Annotated in this window: 21 protein-coding genes, 1 tRNA gene and 1 other RNA gene; 7 read left to right on the forward strand and 16 right to left on the reverse strand. The window is 43.7% G+C overall.

What is annotated here, in order from left to right; all coding sequences use genetic code 11:
- Nucleotides 1–2 precede the first annotated feature (2 nt).
- The 6 genes from ispD to rfaE2 all read right to left on the reverse strand — a co-directional run bounded on the left by ispD (nt 3) and on the right by rfaE2 (nt 4,412).
- Nucleotides 3–1,232 carry a 2-C-methyl-D-erythritol 4-phosphate cytidylyltransferase gene (gene ispD / locus JEY82_RS10965; RefSeq protein WP_304085434.1) on the reverse strand — a complete coding sequence of 410 codons (1,230 nt, stop codon included), beginning with the start codon at nt 1,230–1,232 and terminating at the stop codon, nt 3–5.
- Nucleotides 1,233–1,314: 82 nt separating this feature from the next.
- Nucleotides 1,315–1,685, reverse strand: an RNA gene (gene rnpB, locus JEY82_RS10970) — RNase P RNA component class A.
- Between the two features lie 56 nt (nt 1,686–1,741).
- Nucleotides 1,742–2,524 (reverse strand): zinc ribbon domain-containing protein, encoded by a 783-nt coding sequence (locus JEY82_RS10975; RefSeq protein ID WP_092158711.1) that lies wholly within the window; start codon nt 2,522–2,524, stop codon nt 1,742–1,744.
- Between the two features lie 144 nt (nt 2,525–2,668).
- Nucleotides 2,669–3,493 (reverse strand): Nif3-like dinuclear metal center hexameric protein, encoded by an 825-nt coding sequence (locus JEY82_RS10980; RefSeq protein WP_304085435.1) that lies wholly within the window; start codon nt 3,491–3,493, stop codon nt 2,669–2,671.
- A gap of 206 nt (nt 3,494–3,699) precedes the next feature.
- Nucleotides 3,700–3,775: transfer RNA gene (locus JEY82_RS10985), tRNA-Ile, on the reverse strand.
- Nucleotides 3,776–3,905: 130 nt separating this feature from the next.
- A complete protein-coding gene (gene rfaE2 / locus JEY82_RS10990; RefSeq protein ID WP_304085436.1) occupies nt 3,906–4,412 on the reverse strand; it encodes a D-glycero-beta-D-manno-heptose 1-phosphate adenylyltransferase in 507 nt (168 codons plus the stop codon).
- A 116-nt stretch (nt 4,413–4,528) separates the two neighbouring features.
- Here rfaE2 and JEY82_RS10995 point away from each other — a divergent pair, with 116 nt between their 5' ends.
- Nucleotides 4,529–5,182, forward strand: coding sequence for a CPBP family intramembrane glutamic endopeptidase (locus JEY82_RS10995; protein WP_304085437.1), 654 nt, complete (start codon nt 4,529–4,531; stop codon nt 5,180–5,182).
- Complete coding sequence (locus tag JEY82_RS11000; RefSeq protein WP_304085438.1) at nt 5,183–5,506, forward strand: hypothetical protein; 324 nt, start codon at nt 5,183–5,185, stop codon at nt 5,504–5,506. It begins immediately after the preceding gene.
- 58 nt (nt 5,507–5,564) lie between these two features.
- Here JEY82_RS11000 and JEY82_RS11005 read toward each other — a convergent pair whose 3' ends face one another.
- The 6 genes from JEY82_RS11005 to JEY82_RS11030 form a co-directional block, all read right to left on the reverse strand.
- Nucleotides 5,565–6,335, reverse strand: coding sequence for a YkgJ family cysteine cluster protein (locus tag JEY82_RS11005; RefSeq protein WP_304085439.1), 771 nt, complete (start codon nt 6,333–6,335; stop codon nt 5,565–5,567).
- Entirely contained in the window at nt 6,335–8,020 is a 1,686-nt protein-coding gene (locus JEY82_RS11010) for a glycosyltransferase (RefSeq protein WP_304085440.1), read from the reverse strand. The genes JEY82_RS11005 and JEY82_RS11010 overlap by 1 nt, the downstream gene beginning before the upstream one ends.
- 98 nt (nt 8,021–8,118) lie before the next feature.
- Nucleotides 8,119–10,194 carry a glycosyltransferase gene (locus JEY82_RS11015; protein ID WP_304085441.1) on the reverse strand — a complete coding sequence of 692 codons (2,076 nt, stop codon included), beginning with the start codon at nt 10,192–10,194 and terminating at the stop codon, nt 8,119–8,121.
- A 68-nt stretch (nt 10,195–10,262) separates the two neighbouring features.
- Nucleotides 10,263–12,044, reverse strand: a complete 1,782-nt coding sequence (locus JEY82_RS11020; protein WP_304085442.1) for an amino acid ABC transporter permease — start codon at nt 12,042–12,044, stop codon at nt 10,263–10,265.
- Between the two features lie 102 nt (nt 12,045–12,146).
- The gene (locus JEY82_RS11025) at nt 12,147–12,968 is read right to left on the reverse strand and encodes an ABC transporter substrate-binding protein (protein ID WP_304085443.1); all 822 of its coding nucleotides are present in this window, start codon (nt 12,966–12,968) and stop codon (nt 12,147–12,149) included.
- Between the two features lie 72 nt (nt 12,969–13,040).
- A complete protein-coding gene (locus JEY82_RS11030; protein WP_304085444.1) occupies nt 13,041–13,769 on the reverse strand; it encodes an amino acid ABC transporter ATP-binding protein in 729 nt (242 codons plus the stop codon).
- 410 nt (nt 13,770–14,179) lie between these two features.
- On the opposite strand from JEY82_RS11030, the gene JEY82_RS11035 reads away from it, so the two are divergent.
- The gene (locus tag JEY82_RS11035) at nt 14,180–15,628 is read left to right on the forward strand and encodes a sigma-54 dependent transcriptional regulator (protein WP_304085445.1); all 1,449 of its coding nucleotides are present in this window, start codon (nt 14,180–14,182) and stop codon (nt 15,626–15,628) included.
- Nucleotides 15,629–15,718: 90 nt separating this feature from the next.
- Here the strand turns inward: JEY82_RS11035 and serS are convergent, their stop codons facing one another.
- Nucleotides 15,719–16,996, reverse strand: coding sequence for a serine--tRNA ligase (serS, locus tag JEY82_RS11040; RefSeq protein ID WP_304085446.1), 1,278 nt, complete (start codon nt 16,994–16,996; stop codon nt 15,719–15,721).
- A gap of 104 nt (nt 16,997–17,100) precedes the next feature.
- Entirely contained in the window at nt 17,101–17,508 is a 408-nt protein-coding gene (locus JEY82_RS11045; protein ID WP_304085447.1) for a hypothetical protein, read from the reverse strand.
- 161 nt (nt 17,509–17,669) lie between these two features.
- On the opposite strand from JEY82_RS11045, the gene JEY82_RS11050 reads away from it, so the two are divergent.
- The 4 genes from JEY82_RS11050 to thpR all read left to right on the forward strand — a co-directional run bounded on the left by JEY82_RS11050 (nt 17,670) and on the right by thpR (nt 20,777).
- Nucleotides 17,670–18,392 carry an ABC transporter substrate-binding protein gene (locus JEY82_RS11050; protein WP_304085448.1) on the forward strand — a complete coding sequence of 241 codons (723 nt, stop codon included), beginning with the start codon at nt 17,670–17,672 and terminating at the stop codon, nt 18,390–18,392.
- Between the two features lie 62 nt (nt 18,393–18,454).
- Entirely contained in the window at nt 18,455–18,931 is a 477-nt protein-coding gene (locus JEY82_RS11055) for a CinA family protein (protein ID WP_304085449.1), read from the forward strand.
- A gap of 14 nt (nt 18,932–18,945) precedes the next feature.
- The gene (locus tag JEY82_RS11060) at nt 18,946–20,184 is read left to right on the forward strand and encodes a carbohydrate porin (RefSeq protein ID WP_304085450.1); all 1,239 of its coding nucleotides are present in this window, start codon (nt 18,946–18,948) and stop codon (nt 20,182–20,184) included.
- Between the two features lie 29 nt (nt 20,185–20,213).
- Nucleotides 20,214–20,777, forward strand: a complete 564-nt coding sequence (gene thpR, locus JEY82_RS11065; RefSeq protein WP_304085451.1) for an RNA 2',3'-cyclic phosphodiesterase — start codon at nt 20,214–20,216, stop codon at nt 20,775–20,777.
- A gap of 16 nt (nt 20,778–20,793) precedes the next feature.
- On the opposite strand, the gene JEY82_RS11070 is transcribed toward thpR, so the two are convergent.
- Together JEY82_RS11070 and htpX are read right to left on the reverse strand one after the other, a co-directional pair.
- On the reverse strand, nt 20,794–22,158 hold the full coding sequence (locus JEY82_RS11070; protein ID WP_304085452.1) for a trypsin-like peptidase domain-containing protein: 1,365 nt from the start codon (nt 22,156–22,158) through the stop codon (nt 20,794–20,796).
- Nucleotides 22,159–22,170: 12 nt separating this feature from the next.
- On the reverse strand, nt 22,171–23,022 hold the full coding sequence (gene htpX / locus JEY82_RS11075; protein ID WP_304085453.1) for a zinc metalloprotease HtpX: 852 nt from the start codon (nt 23,020–23,022) through the stop codon (nt 22,171–22,173).
- Nucleotides 23,023–23,052: the final 30 nt, after the last annotated feature.

Genomic DNA, 23,052 nt, shown 5'->3' on the forward strand with positions numbered 1-23,052 from the left:
TCTCAGCCTTTAATTACTCTCTTAAGACCAGTCACAGCAGCAACAGCTTTAATTCCTTTCTTTTCGCCGGTAAAGCCGAGCTTTTCTTCGGTGGTAGCTTTGACATTAACCTGAGATTTATCAAGCCCCATAAGTGAAGCAATATTCTTTTGAATAAGGTTCCTATGAGGAGAAAGTTTCGGTATTTGGGCGATTACGGTCAAATCAACATGAACTATTTCTACTCCGGCCTCATCAGCCTTGGCGAGCACTTCTGTAACGATTATGCCGCTGGACATGTTTTCACAGGCTGCACTCGTATCAGGAAAATGAAATCCGATATCTCCGCCACCGAAAAGACCTAATATAGCGTCCGCAAGAGCGTGTAAAAGAACATCGCCGTCTGAGTGAGCGACAACTTCAGGTCCGCCGGGAATAGGAACCCCACCAATTACCATAGGTCTACCGGGACCGTACCTGTGTACGTCATATCCCCAGCCGACACAGGGAACAGGCTGAATTTTTTCTTCAAGCTTTGCCAAATCTTCGGGATTTGTGATCTTCACGTTTGTCTCCTCTCCGGCACAAATATGGACCTTAACTTTTGACATTTCAGCCCCGAGCATTTCAACCCCAAACATCTCAACCATAGACGCGTCATCCGTAACATCCCACTTATTCTCATCCGCCATCTTATGTGCGGCAATAAGAACAGGCAGCGAGAAACCTTGCGGAGTCTGAACAGCTCGAAGATTAGATCTGACCAAAGTCTGTTTAACGATATCACCGTCAACTTCTTTAATTGTATCCGTTACTTCAACAGCCGGAATAACTGCGGGAAGTCCGTCTTTAAGCATATCTATAATATTGGAAACAAGAGGGCCGGAAGCAAAAGGACGAGCGGAATCATGAACCAGAACATGTTCACATCTGGCAGACAAAACGCTAAGTCCGTTAAAAACGGAATCCTGCCGTCTTGCTCCACCGGCTACAACCTTAAAAGGCAAGCCGAGTGAATCTGATCCGTCAAGTTCGGAGACAACTGTTTTCATTTCTTCAACCTGATCAGGCGGAAAAACAAAAACAATCCCTGAAATACGAGGTGTATTTGAAAAAGTAATGGCAGAATGCCAAAAGAGCGGAAAGCCCTTCCATAAAAGAAACTGTTTTTTAACCCCGCCGACAGTTGCAGCAAGGCGTGTACCGCTGCCTGCGGCTAAAATAACAGCCCAGACTTCACCGGATGCGCTCATAAAAATACTCCCTTCAACCCACACTCCTCCCGCGACCGCAGGATAAAATCAAAATATGGCCAGGGGAAGAGTCAAAAAAAAAAGATGGAGTCGGACTGTAAGCCGGGTCTTGTTCCCGATAAAAATCGGGATGATCATCATTCCTCTAGGACGCATGTTACCATACGCCTCAAGCAACCTACCCGAAAGCTTCAGCCGGGCCGGCCTCAAACGCTTCCCTATTTGGTCTTGCTCCGGACGGGGTTTACCTAGCCGACCATGTCACCATGGCCGCTGGTGGGCTCTTACTCCACCGTTTCACCCTTACTCCGGTGTATAAAACACCGGGGCGGTCTGTTTTCTGTGGCACTTTTCCCGGAATCACTTCCGCTGGGAGTTACCCAGCGTCCTGCCCTGCGGAGCCCGGACTTTCCTCCCCGGTTTTACAACCGCGGCGATGATCCGTCCAACTCCATCAAAAAAAAGGGGAGCGAAACTCCCCTGTACTTTATTCAAATATCAAAACTTTATTATTTTTTAACAGCTTTTTTCGCCTTTGAAGCTCTTTTAGGCTTTTCAGGCTTAACAGGTTCAGGCTCAGGCTCACTAGGTATCCAGTAAGTCAAGCGCTGACAGTTAGGGCAGCTGATAATCTGTTTTCCTTCTTGCAGGCTATTGTAAACCTGAGGAGGAATCATGATATTACACCCGGTACAAAAGGAATCAATAACGGGAACAATTACCGGATGAGCAAGGCGTGAGCGGATAAATTCATATCTGCCGAGGATAGGCGCCGGTACAACCAGTCCGCACTTGCCTCTCTGCCTGTTCAGCTTATCAAGCTTACTCTGAGCACTTGTGAGCTTAGCTTTGAGTCCAACACGTTTCTCGCCAAGCTCAACATTCAAAGCTTCGATCTTCGTATTGTTTTCTTCATACATTTCGTTCTGACGAGTTGTTTCTTCAAGAACGGTTATCTTTTCTTCTTCGCGCAATCTGTTGAGCTTTTCGAGGCTGTCCATTTCACGCATCATTGCATGATATTCTTTAGTTGTGCCAACCAGCATCAACTTACTTTTGCTCTTCTTAACTTTTACGCCGTCTTCTTCGATTTCAAATTCGAGCTTTTTCTGCTGCTCTTTAAGAAGGGCAAGTTTCTCTTCAAGCTGTTCTTTACGCTTTTCAAGCGAAGCATGACGAGATTCTAAAGCTGCCACATCCTTGGGAGCCTGGTCGATTTCTGCTTCAAGAAGAAGAATGTCATCATCAACCTTCTGCAAAACTACAAGCTGTTCTACCTGTTTTTCATACATTATGGGTCCCCTTTTGCGAATGATTCTTAAAAATCTACACCGCATCGATGTTCGGAAACTATGAGCCGGCTATGCTGGTCTGTCCCGTAATAAAAACACATTCTGGTTTCGTAAGGCCTATACGAAACCTTAATTTTTCTTGCGCTATAAAAGTCCTGCCGAGGACTTACAGACACCCTTCCCCAGCAAATGATATGCAAAAGGATTGTGCCCGTTAAAAAATTTTACTTCAATTCCGTTTTCTAACTTCTGCCCTAAAACCACAGAAAAGCGACGCATCATCTCCTCTTCAAGAGAAAAATGCCCCACATCGAGAACGGCTCCGACACTTTCCTGTGCCGGATGATATTTAACATCGCCGGTAATAAAAACATCCGCACCCTGTGCAAAAGCCTTACTCATAAACGATGACCCTGAACCGGGGCACATGGCAACTCTTCTGACTTTTTCAGGAGCAGGCCCGCAAAGAGCGACAACCTCACATCCCGTAGCCTGAGCTACCCGCTCTACAAAATCTTCAAAAGGCAAAGCAGATTCAAGATCACCTATGCAACCATACCCGAGAATTTCACCCGAATCATCTTTTGCAACAGGATCAAGAACCTTTAGTTCCGAAAGCTCAAGTTCACGTCCAAGCCATGAAACAACTCCACGAAACTGCACATCAAGTGATGTGTGTGCGGCACAAAGAGTTACATCTGCGCAAAGCACCTGTTTCATCACATCACGAAACCAGCCAAGTTCAGCAGGAAGCTTCTGGTCTATAGCCAATGGATGATGCGTCAAAATAAAATCCGCGCCCCATTCCAAGGCATCAGAAACAACCTGCGGCAGAGGATCAAGAGCCACTGCCACCTTTCTGATTTCTTTCTCAGGCCCGGCAACCTGCACACCGCAGTTGTCCCACGATGCAGCAAAGCCTGAGGGTGCAAGCGTTTCGATAAGACTGATGACATTCGATGTTTTCATAAAAACCACCGTACACTCTCGCGCCGTTACTAACAAATGCACTTTCAAGATGAAAAGGTCTCTCGCTTACAAATACCACAAAATATCAATTTTGAAGAAAAGAAGATGCTCCCTCGGGGCTACCCCCTGGGAGCACAACATCTTTCTAAAAAAGAAAGTCGTAAAATTCTGGATATTTTTTGAGATGCATCCATATGATATTTTGATGGTGGGCCAACCAGGACTTGAACCTGGGACCATCCGGTTATGAGCCGGGGGCTCTACCAACTGAGCTATTGGCCCTTTTTTCCCAAGAGAGGCGAGCTAAATAGCCCAACTTCGACAACCTTGTCAAGTGTTCAGAAAGATTAAACCAACAAAAAACGTAATAACTACCTAACACAATTACTCAAAGACTTAAACAAGAGACTGTCTATTCAACCTCATTCTCTCTGATAAAGCGGATGACAGAGGTAGTAGAATATCCGGGAAGCAAGGGAAGACTAAGCACAACGCCGCCCCGTCCTTCAACTATATCCCGCCCGACAATATTATCAACAGTCCAGTCGCCGCCTTTAACAAGCACATCGGGCTGAACTTTTTTAATTAATTCATAGGGAGTATCTTCGTCAAAAAATATTACAAAATCAAGGCTGGCAAGCCCGGCTAAAACAAACGCCCTTTGCTGCTGAGAAATAACAGGCCTTTTTTCACCTTTAATGGAATGTACAGATTGGTCACTGTTCAACCCCAAAACAAGAATATCACCTTGCTCTTTTGCCCGTGCAAGCAGGTCAACATGTCCGGCATGAAGGATATCAAAACACCCGTTGGTGAAAACTATTTTTTGATCCGCACCAATGTTTGATCTGATCTTTTCAAACTCATCAACAGAGAGTATCTTCGGGCTGTTAAGATCAATATTTAATTTTTCCGGCAATGCCATATCTCCGATTTACTTCTAAAAAATATAAATTCAGTTTTAATGCATAAAAAACAAACTCTCAAGAACACAGATAATAATCAGCTTAACGAGGTTGGCAAGGAGAATTTTTTGTGAATATCAAAAACAAATCTCTCATTTTCATTATCACAGCTATCCCGTTCTATCTTAACGACTTTTCAAATATTTTTATTAATGCCGAACTGCCGTGGCTTCTCATCGATTATTCACTTAAATTAATCCCGCTGTGTTTAATTTTCTACATGATCGTAAAAAAAAATCTGAGCCTGAAAGATTTAGGTTTAACTGCCCTTTCACCAATAAAATTTATTTTATGGACCATAGGAATTACACTTCTTGGACTTTGCCTTGATGAACCGGGATTTGCAATCTGGAGCAAAATACTGCCATCCTTCAAACTTGGTACAATCCCCATAGGACCGGGTTCTCCGCTATACACGCTTGATATGACGGTTGGCCTCATGCTTGTGGCGATTGCAGAAGAAATAATATTTCGTGGACTAGCCTTCACTATGCTCAAAGAAAAAGGATTTTCACCCGCCGCAATATTCATAATTTCCGGCATAGCCTTCGGTTTAATCCATTGGTCCGCCGGACCTGTTGCAGTTGTTGCCACCGCCCTCACAGGGACTGGACTTATGATCTGCATGTGGAAAACTAAATCAATCCTGCCTACCATCGTTGCTCATTATATTATAAACTATCTGTCCTTTTCAGGGCTGGCTTCGAACTTATGGGGAATATAAATGTACAAAATAATCCTTGCTGCAATTCTACTTTTATTAATTACTGCCCGAACAGGATTATGTGAAGATTACTGCAACCAGATAATCGATTCAGATCTTTATCACCTTTGCAATAAAGAGCCTGAGCTTATTAAGAATGCGGACTTACGCTATCTGGCAAAAGGACAGTGCAGCTTAATAGAAAATGAAAACATGTATTATTACTGCACCGGAGAAAATGATCAAATCATAGATCGTAACTGGCGGGCGCTCGCAGACGGGAATTGTCACTTAATTTCAGAGGATCAGAACTTATATTACTATTGTAAGAAAATAAAAAAATAAAACCCCGGCAACAGCCTTTGCCATTACCGGGGTCGTCAAAATCATTTTTGCTTTAAAACTATTTCTTAGGCTGTAAATTCTCAGAAGAACCGAGAACAATAAGTTCCACCCAGTCGAGGGCGAAATTAAGACATTCTTCCTCATCGCTGAGAATGGCAGCCTGTCTTTCTTCAGAGACTTCAAGTCTGGCAAATACATTCATATCTCTTACAAAATTCGTAAAATTATCAACCTGATACAGTGCAAGAAAAACCATATTCAGTTTTTTATCATCAAGAACAACTCCGGCCTTGCGGGCACGGGTCATGATGCGCATGTAGCGGTCATTAACTTCGTTGTAATCTTCAAGGCCCTGATCTTTCAGCCACTCATCGCTGGTCCATTCTTTTTCTTCTTCAAACCCGCGACAGTGTGGTTCTTTTACAATAAAAAACTGCTCGATCATCTCGCCTTCTTCACCCATTCTGGAAGCTCTGCCCAGTGGATAAGTACGGCATGCACCGGGTCTGTTCGGATAAACAGAACAACCTTCATCACGCACAAAAGGACAACTGCGCTTTGAATTATCCAGCATACGGAGCTTAGTCATGGGAAAACCAATACCGGGAGTGCGGCTGATATCTACGTGGTTATGAATAAATTTTTTGCTATCATGACCAAGTTCCTTACGCAGTCTGAGCACGTCATAGGGAGTGAGCATCAAGTTCAAGTCGCCGCAACAAGCGTTGAAACAGGAAATTCCGGGATGACATGAAAAAGCAAAAGTTTTGCCGGCTTCAAGTTCTGGCAAATTATTCAAAAAATCTTGGGTCTTATCGTGATCAGACATTATTCCTCCGTATCGGATTCCGGCAACAGGCTTTCTAAAAAGCCATTCTCTGCCAGATATTTAATCTTTTTCTCAAGGTCACGCTGAAGAAGCCTTTCTTCATCAGCCATAATTCCCAATATTTCACTTCGTGGGTGCATGGCCTGCATTTTATATTTATTACCAAGTGCATTTCCTTCCTGCATAACGGAAACACGGCTTGCCGCGCCGGTATTTTTCCGATGCAGTATACGAAGATGCCCTTGATACACGGCAAACTCGCCTTTAAGACAACTTCGCAGATCATGTTCCATATCATCGTATTGAGACGGAGAAAGGAACAGGGAAAAGCCCCCGTTGTCAAGAAGCTTCTCGGTTCTGAACATGTGGCAGCACCCCGTGACGGAAGCACAGGGACGCATGTAATCGAAATACCCACCATCAAGCACTTGGTGGTGAAGATCGGAAACTTTAAACGGATTAGGAGCAATTCTGGTCAAATCAACTTCCGGTCCGGCTCCTTCCTCTCCCGGCGGCTGAATAAGATGCAAATCAACGGACTGCATTACCGCAGGCGAAATATAATCAACAACCTTGCAACCCCAGACTCCGGCATCAGGATATTCCTGAACAGCGGACCCGAGATACATAAGCCAGTCCGGCTGAACTTCCACATCATCATCAAGATAAACCGCAAAGTCGCATTCTTTGACTTCAGGCTCATTCATCAGCCAGTTCCGCGCAGCAGCGGCTCCGACATTAACAGGCAGATCAATACGGACCATCCGGTCCCCGAATTCCTGTTGCCAGCGATCAAGAACTTCAGCAGTGGAATCGCTTGAGCCGTTATCAAGCATAAAAATTTTGGAATCATTTAATTCAGAGCGATGCAAAGACCCAAGGGTTGCATCCAGCTCCTCAAATTTATTGAAAGAATATAAAAGTATTGCAACACTGCCGGCAAGTTGCACCTTTTGAACATCTAAACCGCGCACCAGATCGTGCAAACGCAAAGTCTCGGAACTTCGCCAAGGCTGAACCTGCACAGAACCGGAAAGAAGGCTCACGGCAGACTCCCGGTCATCAAGAGCCAAAGCAACGGAAGCGGCTAAGTTTGCAAAATTTTCAATACCGAAGGACTCGGAAGCGGAACGCAAGGACTTGAAGGACTGAACATTATCCCCGGACATAAAAAGAAAAAATGATTTGGCCGCATTAACAGCAGGCTTAAGTTCAGAACTGAATTCCGCGGAAAGTAATTTTACGCCGAAATCAAAATCAGAACTGGCTCCGGCATAGATAAGGCCCTGCTGAATCCAGAATAAATTATGCGGTTCTTTCTCAATACAGGAAAGAATATAAGAGCTGATTTTCCGGTTGTCTCGCTTGGAAGTGATTCGTAAAAAATAAGAAATATTATCCGGTCGTGCCCAGTTTTCAGCAACAGCTGAAATACATCGAGCAACAGACATAGGAAAAAAAGAAACAAGCGTTTCAATATTCAAAAGCTGCTGCGCAGTATTACCGTCAAAAGGGTTCGCAGCATATGCCGCGAGCAGAATTTCAACCGCAAGCTGTGGATCTGATTCCAGACACCGTATTCCGGTTTCTAATAAATGTTTTCCACCGACTGAACCTAAAAGCAACTTCGGCCGGACGGAACAGTCTATTCCGTCCCAATAATTTTCAATAGCGGATACTTCCATTACTAATGCCACTCCTCACTTATTACGAACTGCCGCATGCTGACCATAAAGGCATACAGCACGCATCATAAAAGTGTCAAAACAGCTTTAAATCGAGCCTATTCTTCCATAATAGTGTCAATATCAAGAGGGTCGGTCTTCGGCTCATCCTTAGTGTAAGAACTGTAAACACCGAGTAGAGCGCGTGACTTTGCGGAGTTACTCATAAGGATTCTGACAATTTTACGATTCAGTCTGCCCATGTTTTTGCGGAGATCGCCATCCTCTATCAATTTTTTAATTGCGTCAGAAATGGCAGAAACATCTTCGACAGGACACATAAAACCGTTCACCCCGTCACGGATAAGCTCGGAAGTTCCACCGGCATCAGTACACACCGTGGCAAGTCCTGCGTCAAAAGCTTCAATGAGCGTATTCGGCATTGATTCCTGACGGGAACTCATAACGTAAATATGAGAAGTAGCGAGTAAACGAACCGTATCGTCATGACTGACGTAGCCCGGACATTCAATACGCTCAAGCGTCGCAGGCGAAACGATATCTTTATAAGCTGAAAGGTCTTCTAGGCCTACAGCTACAAAACGCACGCCTTCGCACGAATCTTGTGAAAGGAGAGTATCAACAGCTTTGATGAAAACGTCAGGCCCTTTTGCGTACCCTGAGTTACCTACATAGATAACAGATGTAGTAACGGAACGACGGGGCTTACGCCCACCTCCAGTAAAGGAGTTGTACACAACATGCGCCCTTTTGGAAGGAACTCCATGTTTCAAAAGCACATCACGGCATTTCACGGAATTACAAATATATCCGTTACCTATCATTGAAAAAATAGGAGCGAGCGGATTCGGCTTATAAATTACGCCCCGATTAAAAAAGAGTTTGAACTTCTTCCTTCCGAACAGAGACAACCCTTTTGCAATACACGCAATTTTAACAGCCCGATTATGATAAGTGTGAACGACATCTATATTCTTTTCAGAAATAAGATCAGAGAGGAAGTTCGCCGCTGTAAACAGATTCTTAAAGTCATCAAGTACAACGACTTCGGCTCCGATATTTTCCAGTTCAGCAATAAGAGCGGACTCTGGCGGCAACACTGCCACAACGTCCATACCTGCCGAGCGCATTGCTTTGGCACTATTGATAAGCTGTCTGCTGCCGCCGGAAAGTTTTCCGGTATCAGTAATATATAAAACCCGGCCGATATCGTTTTTCTTGCTGAAAAATTTAAAACATCCCAGAGCAACCGCTTCGTTCGAATACATGAGAAGACGTTTGCGAATCCACGCAGCGTCTTTACTTGATCCGACACCTATGCGGTTAATACGCATGGGATCAGTTCCAAGCATGTTAGCAGACCGCTCTAGCGTGAAAGTTCCTTCAAAACCGCAAGCCGAAGCTTCCTGCATGGAAAGAGAATCAAAGTGTCCCCAAGGCCAGCACAAAAATTGACGCTTTGCCCCATTTATTTCTTTAATTTTTTCCATACAACGGCTGAAATCTTCTCGACAGAACTGTCTTCTTTCCTCATCGGTGCGCTTTTTGAAAAGCACACGCCCTTTACGGAAAATAGGCCAGAAACCATTGTACGCAAAAGCACTGCCATTATCAAAAACAGAAAGTTTTGGATTAAATCTGCGATAAATACCCCAAGTGGACCAATGGGAATCAGCAGAAAAATTACCGCAGGACCGAAAATCTTTAAAGCATCCCTGATGATTGCAGGTATGAGCATAAACTTCCATTCCCTTGTCGTGGACAAGAGATTTAAGTTCAGCTTCATTCATGAATTGTGAGGTGTCTTTTTCGGATAAGGCTTTGATGAAAGCTTCGCGTATAGGCAGGATTTCAGGAACATCCGATTTTGATCGAATTTTTCCCTCACCGATAAAATCACTGACAGCAAAAAAGACTCCGGTCATTCCACGCTCTTCGAGCATAGGAACAACATTCAGCCAATTACTGATGTGGCAGTCATCAAAAGTAAGAACTACATATTTTTTATCGAGCTTACGCCGACCCAAACATATGTCATACAGGTGACTCGCACTGATAGTTTTAAATCCCATCTCAACAATAGTATCGAGATGAGCAGCAAAGGTTTCAGGCGAATGACCGTCTTCTTCGCAGACGGCATGATAACAAAAAACAGGTATACTCTTACCAAACATGAGCTTCTCCGGACGCTTCAATTAAGAATCCCCCCTGCAAACAACAAACACAAGGGGGAGGAAATCAATTACATCTGCAACCGGAAGGTATCCGTTGACAACTTCCGCTCAAGGCGTCTTGCCACGATGCTCATCATGTAGCAACAGATAAAATACAAAGCTGCCACGGTTGTGTATATCTCAAAAGGATAAATCATAAGCCTGTTATTAAGCCCCTGTGCGACAAAAGTAAGCTCAAGGACTCCGATAACAAAGGCCAGAGAAGAATCTTTAAAAATCGCAATAAACTGTCCGACAATAGCGGGAAGCATCTGTTTCAAGGCTTGTGGAAGAATAATTTTACGCATGGCCTGAAGATAGGTCAGCCCGGTACTCACGGCGGCTTCAAGCTGCCCCGGAGGAATATTCTGAATACCGCTTCGCACAATTTCAGCGAGATAAGCTCCGGTAAAAACAGTCAGAGCAATAGTCGCACTCCAGAAAACATTCAAAAATGTTCCAGTCAAAATGGGAATAAAGAAATAAATCCAGAAGATAACCATGATCAGCGGGTTACCGCGGATAAGTTCAATATAAAGAGTGCTGGGTATAAAAAACAATTTATTCTTGGAAGTTCTGCCGACGCCGACAATAAGCCCAATAAAGAAACTTACTGAAATAGCGATGACAGACATAAGGATCGAGAAGGATAATCCGCCGAGTCCCCATAAAACTTCGTTAGGACCGCCGTTAGGAAATCTCCAGTAAATGAGTGTTCCGAGATTGTCCCATATAACCTGAAAATTAAATCCGGATAAACCGACTCCCGCCATAATAACTACAAATAACAAAAATGAAACAAAAGTAGCTTTCCATATCAGAGAGAAAATCTTTTTAATTTTATTCAACAAAGCTTTTCTGGCAGCCTGAGCACGGGTAAGATTGAAATCTTCTGAACGTCTGCGGAAACAGCAACTGCTGAGCGCTGATAATAAGGAAAGAGAAGCCAGGAAAGGCCAGAAAAAGATATCCGCAAAAGCGTGACCGATTGTTTTGTCTTTTTTAGGAATAATTTGAAGCTTAAGATTCACCAGATTCAAAATTCCGGCAATAATCAGTGAAAGTGAAAGGTACACAATCGTCGCCGCGGTAGTCGCTTCAAAGCCTTTAAATGTAAGAGATTCTATCTGCTGAGAAGCCCAGCAAAGCTCTGTAACACCAACAACCATAGCAAGTGAGGAGTTCTTCATATTGTTTAAGAACTCACTGCCGAGCGGCGGAATAATAGCTCTGAAAGCCAGAGGCAGAACGATCTTGCTAAGGGTCTGGAACGGCGTAAGGCCGGATGAATATGATGCTTCCAGAAGCCCTTTAGGAATGGACTGAATACCCGCGCGAATAACCTCAGCCATGAAGGCACTGGTGTATATACCGAGAGCAAGAGTCGCCGCGACCATCTCATAGTTATAATCGAAAAGTTTATTACGTAATTCTTCCGGCAGCCCCATAGGAAGCGCAAAATACCAAAAGAAAAGTTGAATCAAAAGTGGTGTATTTCTAAAAAACTCAACATATGCGGATGCGAACCAATTAACAGGCTTAAACTGTGACAACCGGCCTAGACCGAACAAAACACCCAGTCCCAACGCAATTCCCGAACTGATAAGGGAGATGGTTATGGTGTTTCCCAGTCCGGTGATGAGCATGTCGCCCAGCACAACGCCATAAGACGCATCCTTTTTATAAAGAACACTCCAGTCAAACTTATAGCCGAAGTCAAAAACCCAGCCGAAATAATAAACCAGCAGAGCTGTCAGTGTTGCAAGACACAGGTACTGCACCCAAGCTTTTTCAAGATAACGATTAATCATTGCTGAATTTTCTCATTGATTCGATTTTTAAAAAAAATGGCGGGACCGATAACTTGCATCGGTCCCGTCTGATCTCGCGATTAAGTGAGATTTATGTGTCCGCTAAGGCCACATTTCAATTTTATCAGTCATAGGGAAATAATATTTGGTGTCAGGACCGTACCATTTGTCATAGATCTTCTGGTAAGTTCCGTCGTTCCACATATCCTGCAAAGTGAAGTTAACTGAATCACGCCATTTGGAATCATCTTCAGGAAGACCGATACCGTAAGGCTCGTTGGAGAAGAATTCACCTACAAGTTCAAACTTGCCGGGAACCTGTGCAGCGTAGCCGAGCAGGATGGTGGAGTCAGTAGACCATGCGTCAACACGTCCCATCTGCAAAGCCTGAAAACACTCAGATTCTTTCTGGAAAGAAATAACTTTAGGAGCTGGATCACCAAGTTTTTTGAGTGCTGCGACAACGTTCAGCTCAGAAGTTGTACCCTGCATGGTAGCAATTCTTTTGCCTACGAAATCTTTAAGACTGCTGAACTTGCCCTTAGGAGCAAGCATTTTCTGTCCGTCGAAAAAGTAAGTAATGGAAAAGTCGATGGAATTGTCGCGTGAGCGTTTGTGGGTCATGTTGGAAAGAGACATGTCGATACGGCCCTGCTGCAGGAATCCGATACGAGTCTTGTTGTTAACAGGAACCATTTCAAGCTTAAGACCCATTTTGTCTGCAATAGCTTTAGCTATATCAACGTCAAATCCAACCCATTCTTTCTTTGCGTTGTAGAAAGCTCCGGGGATAGAGTCTGTCATGATACCGGCGCGAACAACTTTGTCTTTCATTACCTGATCATAAGTTGCTCCGGCGAAAGCAGAAGCCGCAAAAGCCAAAACCAGAGAAGCCGCAAGAGCCATAATCATCAATCTTTTCATTTTTTCCTCCAGATATAAAAATAAAAAAACAAAAAAAGAGCGGCTTCCCCTACAAGAGGAAACCGCTTTCAGCTAATGTGAGAGAATCTTACTCAGGAACAATTTAGAACGTTCATGCTGCGGATTATTAAAAAATTCATCCGGAGTATTTTGTTCTATGAGAGCGCCTTCGTCCATAAATATAACCCTGTCCGCAACTTCACGGGCAAAACCCATTTCATGCGTAACACAAACCATGGTCATGCCCTCACGGGCAAGAGCCTTCATAACGTCCAGAACTTCATTAATCATTTCAGGATCAAGAGCAGAAGTAGGCTCATCAAAAAGCATGATATTAGGACGCATGGCAAGACCGCGCGCAATGGCCACACGCTGCTGCTGTCCACCGGAAAGCTGTGCAGGATAATCGCTGGCTTTATCTGGAATATTGACCTTGGACAGCAATTCCATAGCAAGATCTTCTGCATCCTTGCGTTTCATATTGCGCACCATGGTCGGCGCTAACATTATATTTTCTAAAACAGTCATATGCGGGTACAAGTTGAACGACTGAAAAACAAACCCGATTTCTGCTCGAAGCAAAGGAAGGTTTACTCTCGGCCCGTTGACATCAATCCCTTCTACAATAATCTCGCCTTCCTGAATCGGCTCGAGACGATTAATGCAACGGATCATGGTACTTTTACCAGACCCGGAAGGCCCGCAGACAACAACGACTTCACCCTGCTTAATATGAATATTAAGATCACGCAGGGCGTGATACTCACCATAGTATTTATTAACATTATTAAACTTTATCACTTTTGTATAAACCCGTTGTAAATTTTATTCTTGAAAAGAGCTTGAGCAATTATCAAATGGACAAAAATTCGGCAAGCCCTCTCCCTTTTTAACTGAAAACTCTTCTTTTGACGTTTTTAGGAATTATTTCACGCAAAAAATACTGAATAATCAAAAGATGCCTAACTTTTTACTTAAACCATCATTTCTGACAATTTTGTCCATTTCGAAAAAAGAAATTTAATTACATTTTTTTACGTTTTCTTTAAAATACTTCATCACAATAGACATGATGGCTATATTTTTTACAGTAAACAAGAGATGTTAGCCTCTTCGAAACTATCTTTGTCACTGTTTTCAACTCAATTTTTATTCATATCTATAATATAATGGAGTTGAAAAGGTTGCCAGTTACGGATATGAGTTCAAACATGCCTGATAATACTTTACTATTCATCGCCGAACCACAATCCGTGACTTCCGTCTTCTCTCCACTAAAAGAAGCGGGGTTTCAGGCTGGACTTGCTGACAACCTCGCAGGCGCAATAAATTTTATAAAAAAATCAAAACCGTGTCTGATTTTCACCAGACCGGTTATGCAGGGATATTCAGCTCAGGCCCTTTTGGCAGAAGCAGTCAATATTGAAAATTTCCCTCCTGTAATTATTTTTTCCCGTAACGGTTCTGCGGATGAAGCTCAGAAATTTCTAGAACTTGGAGCACGCGACTACTGGCTTGAGCCTCTTTCATGGGAAAAAATCAAGCTCATGCTTCCTGAAAAAAAACATCCGGCTCAGTTACCTGACGAAATTGTCCCTCCCGCAAAAAGCGGCTCACAAGGAACTCAAGGCCGCTATCAGGTTATCGGAAACCATCCGGCAATGCAGCGGGTCCTCGGCCTTGCCAAACAGGTTGCTAAATCAAAGGCGACAGTTCTTATTTCCGGCGAATCCGGTACCGGTAAAGAAATGTTCGCCAGATTTCTACATCATCATTCAGACCGGAGTGACCGTGCATTTGTAGCCATCAACTGCGCAGCCCTTCCCGAACATCTCTTGGAATCTGAGCTTTTCGGACACGAAAAAGGTTCCTTCACGGGGGCAATAAGCCGAAAGCTGGGTAAATTTGAACTGGCCTCGGGCGGAACAATACTTCTTGATGAAATCACTGAAATGGAACTCGGCCTTCAAGCCAAACTTCTAAGAGTTTTACAAGAAGGTGAAATTGACCGTGTAGGCGGAGTAGAAACAGTAAAAGTAGACGTAAGAGTTCTTGCCACCACCAACCGCAATATTGAAGGTGCAGTAAAAGAAGGATCTTTCAGGCAGGACCTTTTTTACAGATTAAATGTCATCCCGCTAAAACTTCCGGCCCTTGCCCAGCGCGGTGACGACATAATGCTGCTTGCAAAATTTTTCGTTGATAAATACTGCCGGGAATATGGAATAACCCCGCTTGCTTTTTCAGATGAATCTGTGAAATGGCTCCTTGGATATGAATGGCCCGGTAATGTCCGTGAACTGCAAAACCTTATGGAACGCGCCGTTCTCCTCTCTGGAGCAGGCCCTATAGAATCCAAACACTTCCTGAATGACCCGGATGCATGGATGCCGGAAGACTCGTTCCAACCTATATCTGAAACCTCAGAACCGGGAGCATCTGCCACCGGATCAGAGCAGACAGCGAACACGGCGATACCCGTCGGGGATTCAGCGCATTCAGGAGTTGTGACTATTTCAGAAATGGAAAAACAGCTCATAATACGAAGTCTGGATCAAACCAGCGGGAACAGAACCAAAGCAGCCGACCTGCTCGGGATTTCAGTCCGCACACTGCGAAACAAGCTGAACGACTACAAGAAAACAGGGCTCAATCTCTAAAAACGCCCCAGCCTTACAAATAAAAAAACGGTCCACCTGCATATTGAGCAGATGGACCATTTTTATTTTTATAAAATAAAACAAAATTAACTATTCAGGCTTAATGACATCAAGTCCGCCCATATAAGGTTTCAAAGCTTCAGGTATTAAAATAGTACCGTCTTTCTGCTGATAGTTTTCAACCACCGCAACAAAAGTACGCCCTACAGCAAGTCCCGACCCGTTTAATGTATGTACATACTGTGCTTTTTTGGAATCTTTGGGCTTAAATTTAATATTTGCTCTGCGGGCCTGAAAATCACCGCAGTTTGAACAGGACGAAATCTCACGATATTTATCCTGACCGGGAAGCCAGACTTCGAGATCATAAGTTTTCTTTGCGCCGAACCCTATATCTCCGGTGCAAAGAGTGATTACCCTATAGTGAAGATTAAGACGTTTAAGAATCTCTTCTGCATGAGAAGTCATCAACTCAAGCTCTTCAAAAGATTTATCAGGATGTGCAAAGCGAACCATTTCAACTTTATGGAACTGGTGCTGACGAATCAGCCCTTTTGTATCTTTACCGTATGAGCCGGCTTCTGATCTGAAACAAGGAGTAGGGGCACAGTAGGCAACGGAAAGCTCCGCTTCGTCCAGCACTTCATCCCTGTGCAGATTAGTCAACGGAACTTCCGCTGTAGGAATCAAAAAGTATTCTGAATTTTCAAGCTTGAACAGATCTTCCGCAAATTTGGGAAGCTGTCCTGTTCCGTAAAGAGAATCACGGTTAACAATATATGGAGGAATTATTTCAGTGTAACCGTGCTCCATAGTCTGAATATCGACCATAAGAGATGTCAAAGCTCTTTCAAGCCTTGCACCCCATTTACGCAGAACGGCAAAACGCGCCCCGGTAAGCTTTGCGGCACGCTCAAAATCAACTCCGCCAAGCTCAACAGCAAGATCCCAATGCTCACGCGGTTCAAAATCGAGTACAGGCTTTTCGCCCCACACCCTTATGACGGGGTTATCATCTTCACTCGCTCCCACAGGAACGGAGTCGTCGGGAATATTAGGAACAGATACAAGCCAGTCATGTTCTGCGACTTCAATATCTTTTAAATCTTCATCGAGAGCCTTGATTTTGCCGGCAAGTTCACCCATGCGGGCAATAATTTCATCAGCATTTCCGCCTTCGCGTTTAATCTTGGCAATATCAGCGGAAGTGGTGTTGCGCTCAGCTTTCAAGACTTCTACTTCCTGAACAAGCTCTCTGCGACGTCCATCAAGCTCATTGAACTCTTCAACGTTCAGCTTGGAATTTCTGTTTTTCAGACTTTCGCGAACAACATCCAAATTATTACGAACAAATTTTAAATCGAGCATTTAGTTCTCCTCATATTCTCCCCATATTGGTCATTGCCTTTGCTGTAACCAATGTCAGCACAGTAATAAAGGGGATTTTTTAAACATCGGCGGAAAAACCCAACCTACAAATCATCAATGCCCATAAGTTTATTGTCATGAACACACCATATATTAACACAAAGCCCGATAAACAGAAGTAATGACATTAAACTTCCTGACCAGCAGGCAACTAATACAAAAATAAACCCGGCAACAATCCCGAAAACCTGAAATCCTTTTTTCCATCCCCAAGGTTTAGCAATCCATGACCTTTCAGTGTCAATAATTTTTTCAATATAGGCAAAAGGCGGCGTAGGATCAGGAAGTTTTATCAGTGATCCCCACAAGCCGCCCATTGAAATAAAAAAAATAAAAAAAGAACGATGCCACAAAGCCATAAGAAAAACACCAAACCCGAGAACTCCAAGTATCCAGTTCCAATGGCTCTGATGTCTCTGCCAATAAAAATTTATATGTTTTCTAAAGTTCATTTGTTTATTATAATAATACCAAGGTTAACCATTTTACTACAAAATAATAAATGATTCACAACACAACTTTCTAGTAAGTAAGCCCTATCACTTTCTCTGGCAAGCTCCCCATTAGAGAGAAAACAAACCAACTTGTTACCCATTTAGGAGGAAATTAAGTCATGCGTTATTTAGCTATACTCATTATTTTTAATTTACTCTTAGCAGTGCCGGTAGCAAATGCAGAAAACAAATCCCTGACTTTCACAACGGGAGATGCCAGAGATGACGCCCGTACCAAAGCAATGAAAGAAATACTGACTCGTTGTTTCAATCGCATGGATATAAAAATAAACATCATCCCCATGCCATCTGAACGCTCTCTATATAATGCAAATGCCGGCACTCAAGATGGCAATTTTCTACGAACTGAAGGTATTTCTAAAACCTACCCTAATTTAATCATGGTTCCAGAGCCTTTTTATGTAAACACAATCGTAGCCTTTTCACACAATAAAAATATCAAAATAGACGGGTGGAAAAGTTTACTTCCTTACAGCGTGGCATGGGTTAGCGGCTGGAAAAATTGTGATCGTGAGCTGAGCAAGGCTAAAACTGTAACCAGAGTCAGGAGTGAAAAAGCACTATTTTCTTTCTTAGCAAAAAAACGGGCTGATGTAGGTGTTTTTGGCCTGAATACAGGATCAGCAATGCTTAAAAAATTAGGCATCACCAATGTTTATCCTTTATCTCCCCCAATAGTTTTAAGTAATTTATACCTTTACATTCATAAAATTCATATCTCTATAATCCCGCAGATAGTAAAAACACTTCAAGAAATGAAACATGACGGGACATACGAAAAAATTACAAATAAGTACAAATTCATAAAACCGATTAAATAACTGAAATCACCCCTATCTCTTTCCCTCTTCAAATATCATTAAATAAAGTATAGAGTTCCTGCATGATAAATACAGTACCCTCAATCGGAAATATTCTTGTTGATAAAAAGTGGACCATGGCAACGGCGGAATCATGCACCGGCGGACTTGTTTCAGCAACTCTTACAGACTTTTCCGGTAGCTCATCCTGGTTCACAGGAGCTATCGTAGCCTATTCAAATGAAGTCAAAATATCCCTTCTAAACGTCCCGGAATCAATTATAATAGAACATGGAGCAGTCAGCGAACCGACAGTTAGAGCTATGGCTGAGGGAGTCTGCAAAACGGTTGGCACAAACGTAGGAGTATCCCTTTCAGGCGTTGCAGGACCAACCGGCGGTACCCCGGAAAAACCTGTCGGCACGGTATGGATGGGCTGGCATGTTAACGGAACTACCTATTCAAAAAAATTTATTTTCCCCGGAGACCGCATGAGTGTTAAACAGCAAAGCCTGCATAAGGTACTTGAACGACTCCTCGAAATCCTTAAAAAAAGCTGAACCTGGAACTTTCAATGACAAGAATATTCTCCATACTGATACTGCTCATTCTCACTCCCGGAACATGTCTGGCTTACACCTCAAACAACCTGCATAAACAACTCGACCTTTATGGACGCGCTGATGATCGGGAAATTGGTTTTATGAATCAGTTCCGCGAATCATGGGCGGAAGTGCAGAATGCAACAGGCCCGCTGGTCATAGACGGGGATGTGCTCGGTTACTGGCAGGGCTATGCAGATTCAAAAATTGCCGGAGATAAAAAAGAAGGCAGAGACTACGGAGGATTCAAGGCCCGCCTCAGGCTCAATTGGAAGCCTGTTGAAAATGGACAACTATTCATACAGCTGCAAGGCGGACAAGCCGATACAGGCAGCAACCCGTCAAGCCGCGGAATGGTTGCCACCCCTCTGAACTCGCTCGCCTCACGTACAACAGCAGGTGGACAGGCTTCCATCTCCGATGTCCTGTACACCCATCATTTTGCAAAAGATAAATTTTTCGTAACTCTAGGTTGGAGTGAACCTGAATCTTTTCTTGATGCCAACCGTTTTGCCGGAAACGGGCGAACACAGTTCACCAATACGATATTCAACAACGAACCTATTTTTGACTTAGTTGATGAAAACCATCCTATCATTGCTGTGGGCTACAGCCCTGTTGAAAAGTTCAAATTCACATTCCTTGCCCAATCCATCAGCAGATCAGCTTTGCCACGCGATCAGCAAAAACAAGGATTTGATAACCTGTTAGACGATCCCTTTTTAGGCGGGCAACTGACCTACTCTCCATCATTTGGCAATTTACCGGGTAACTATCGTCTTTTCGGTTGGACCAATACATATAAACAAACTCGCCTTGATGGAAACGGCGACTCTGCAAACTGGGGATTCGCCTTCAACATGGACCAGAATCTGACCAAAGACTTCGGTATATTTGCCAGAGTAGGGAAGGGCAACAGCGCTGTTAACAACATCACATGGAGTTGGTCACTCGGCACGAACTGGCAAGCGTGTATTCCGGGCAGAGATGAAGATGTATGGGGAGTTGCAGCAGGCGGCGTGCAAGGAAACAAACACACCGCAAACAGCGACATGGAATTCCACTATGAAACATTCTACCAGATCAAAATCAGCAACAATTTCTCAATCGTTCCGGATTTAACTTATGTATCGAACTCTCTGGCAACTAATGGTAATGATGATATTGTGTTCGGAATGTTGAAATTTTTCTTCTCTTTTTCCACACCCTGATCATAACTTTATTAAGAGGCTGTAATTATATGCAAAAGATACGAACATTTATTGCACATCCCGTTCCCGAAGAATGGAAAAATAAGTTTTTAGAAAGTGCTGAAACGTTAAATCAAAACTTGCAGTCCAAAATAGCATGGGTAAAACCTGAAAACATACATTTCACCTTGAAATTTATCGGAGAGATATCAGAAGAGTCTGTTCCACAAATAGATTCCGCGCTAAAAGAAATTCCATTTAAACCATTTGAAATAAGTGCCGGTCCGGCCGGATTTTTTCCTGACCCGCTAAATCCGCGCATTATCTGGATTGGTTTAACGAATGGTTCCAAAGAAATCTGTGACAATGCCATCACAATAGACAATAAGCTTGCAGAACTTGGCTTCGAAAAGAATACCAAGCCCTATCACGCTCATCTAACGCTGGGCAGAGTAAAAAAACGGGCAAAAGATAATTGGGCGGATCTTGCGGAAAGAATCAGCCGAATCCCCCTTCCTACATGCACTGTAACCGAATTTGCCTTGTACCAAAGCACACTGATGCCTTCAGGCCCAATCTATACAAAACTTAAGGCATACAAAGGGCGCGACTAAGATCCATATACAAGGGCTACGAATTCAATTTTACGTGATAGTAATTTCTACCACGCTGAACTTTCATCAGAACATTTCCGTTAAGTCGATAGCGCAGGAAAGAATCAAGAAAATCCTGCTGTGTATTAATGCGCCTATTCCCTATCTGATGAATTTTATCTCCGGGCTTGAGACCGAGCTTTGCGGCAGGACTATTCTTTTTAACCGCTGAAACCAGCAGCCCGTATCCGCGGCTGTCTTTTCCTGTAGCAATGCCCCACTTCGACCAGACAAAGTTTGTAACCTGTTGCGGAGCAAGGGTATCAGGGCGAACTTTGACCTTTACTTTCTTACCTCTATGCAAAACGTCCAGAACAACATCATCACTGTGAGTCTGTGCACGAAGCAAAGCTACGTAACTATCCTTATCTTCGACTTCTATACCATTCACGGTCAAAATAACATCACCGGGAGCAAGGCCTGATTTTTCAGCAGGCATACCGCGGTAAACCTCACTGACAAGCAGTCCGGAAACACGGGGCAGTCCGAAATAGCTGGCTGAACTCTGATCTAAATCCTGCCCACTGAGTCCCAGCCAGACAGGGGAAACTTTACCGGAAGCAAGCAGCTCCTTAACAACCCGTTTTGCCCTGTTAATGGGGATGGCAAAACCAATACCTTCAGCTCGGGCCTGCATGGCAGTATTAATGCCGATTAATTCCCCCATGATATTTAACAGAGGACCGCCGCTGTTGCCCGGATTAATCGCGGCATCGGTCTGAATAAAATCTGTGAACGCGCCGTCTTCGGACTTCACTGTCCGTTTAAGAGCAGAAACAACCCCGGTCGTAACGGTATGCGTATAGCCGAAGGGATTACCGATTGCGATGACTGTTTCCCCTATGTAGATATCAGAGGAATCCCCCATCTCAACCTGCGGCAAGCCTTCCGCGCCTTTTATTTTCAGAACAGCCAGATCAAAATCAGCATCAGAACCGATGATTTCAGCTTCAAATTCATCGCCGTTAATCATCCTGACTTTTATATCGCTTCCGCCCGCAATCACATGAGCATTAGTAAGCACAAACCCTTTCTGTCCATTAATAATCACGCCGGATCCGGTGCTTAAAGAACGGAACTTACGAGTCTGCCCGCCGACCCCTCCTTCAAAAAACATATCAAAAGAATCGTTTTTAAAAAACTGAGCAAATGGAGAAACGCCCCGTTCAACGATGCGTGTAACAGTTATATTCACAACCGCAGGTGACGTTTTTTGCACAGCGCGGACAACAGGCGTTACCCGCAGATTTTCACTGCGGGCATCACCTGCCGACAAAACTGAAATAACGACAGCAACTATGGCAAAAAAAGTAAACGGTATTTTTCTATACACAGGATTCATATCTTTTTTGAATTAAAGATTACGGGACATATCCATCAATCTGGAAATACGGTCTTCAGTAGAAGGATGCGTGCTGAACCACTTAGCCATACTCGCGCCACTGAACGGATTGATAATAAACATGTTTTCAGTAGCAGGATTAGCATCCATAGGAATATTACGGGCAGTTGCATCAAGCTTGTATAAAGCGGAAGCCAGTGCCTTGGGATCACGAGAAATTCTGGCACCGGTGGCATCCGCCAGATATTCTCTGGAACGCGAAATAGCCATTTGAATAACAGACGCGGCAATAGGTGCGATAATGGCAAGCGCAATAGCTGCCACTGGACTTGGTCCATCATCATCTTCACTGCCGCCGAAACCGAAAAGAGTGGCCCACTGCAACATATTCGCAATCATCATGATTGCTCCTGCAAGCACTGCCGCAACCGACTGAATTAAAATATCGTGATTTGCGATATGCCCTATTTCATGAGCGATAACACCACGCAACTCTTCCGGTGTAAGGATACGCATGATGCCACTGGTAACCGCAACCACGGCATTTTCAGGGTTTCTGCCTGTTGCGAAAGCGTTGGGTGAATCCTGATCAACGACATAAAGTCTGGGTGCGGGGATACCCGCATTGGCGGAAAGCTCTTCAACCATGGCAAAAACCTGCGGAGCATCATTTCTGGAAAGCTGTCTTGCTTTATACATTGAAAGCACAATCTTATCTGAATACCAATAGCTACCCACATTCATAAACATGGCTAACCCGAAAGCCAGAATCAGCCCGGTCCGGCCTCCCATCATGCCACCTAAAAAAAGAATAATTGCTGTAAGCGCAGCAAGAAGAAAAAAAGTTTTAATTTGACTGGTCATGTAAGAGAACCCTCCGATAATTATCGAATA

This window comes from Maridesulfovibrio ferrireducens, assembly GCF_016342405.1.
Classification (GTDB): Bacteria; Desulfobacterota; Desulfovibrionia; order Desulfovibrionales; family Desulfovibrionaceae; genus Maridesulfovibrio; species Maridesulfovibrio ferrireducens_A.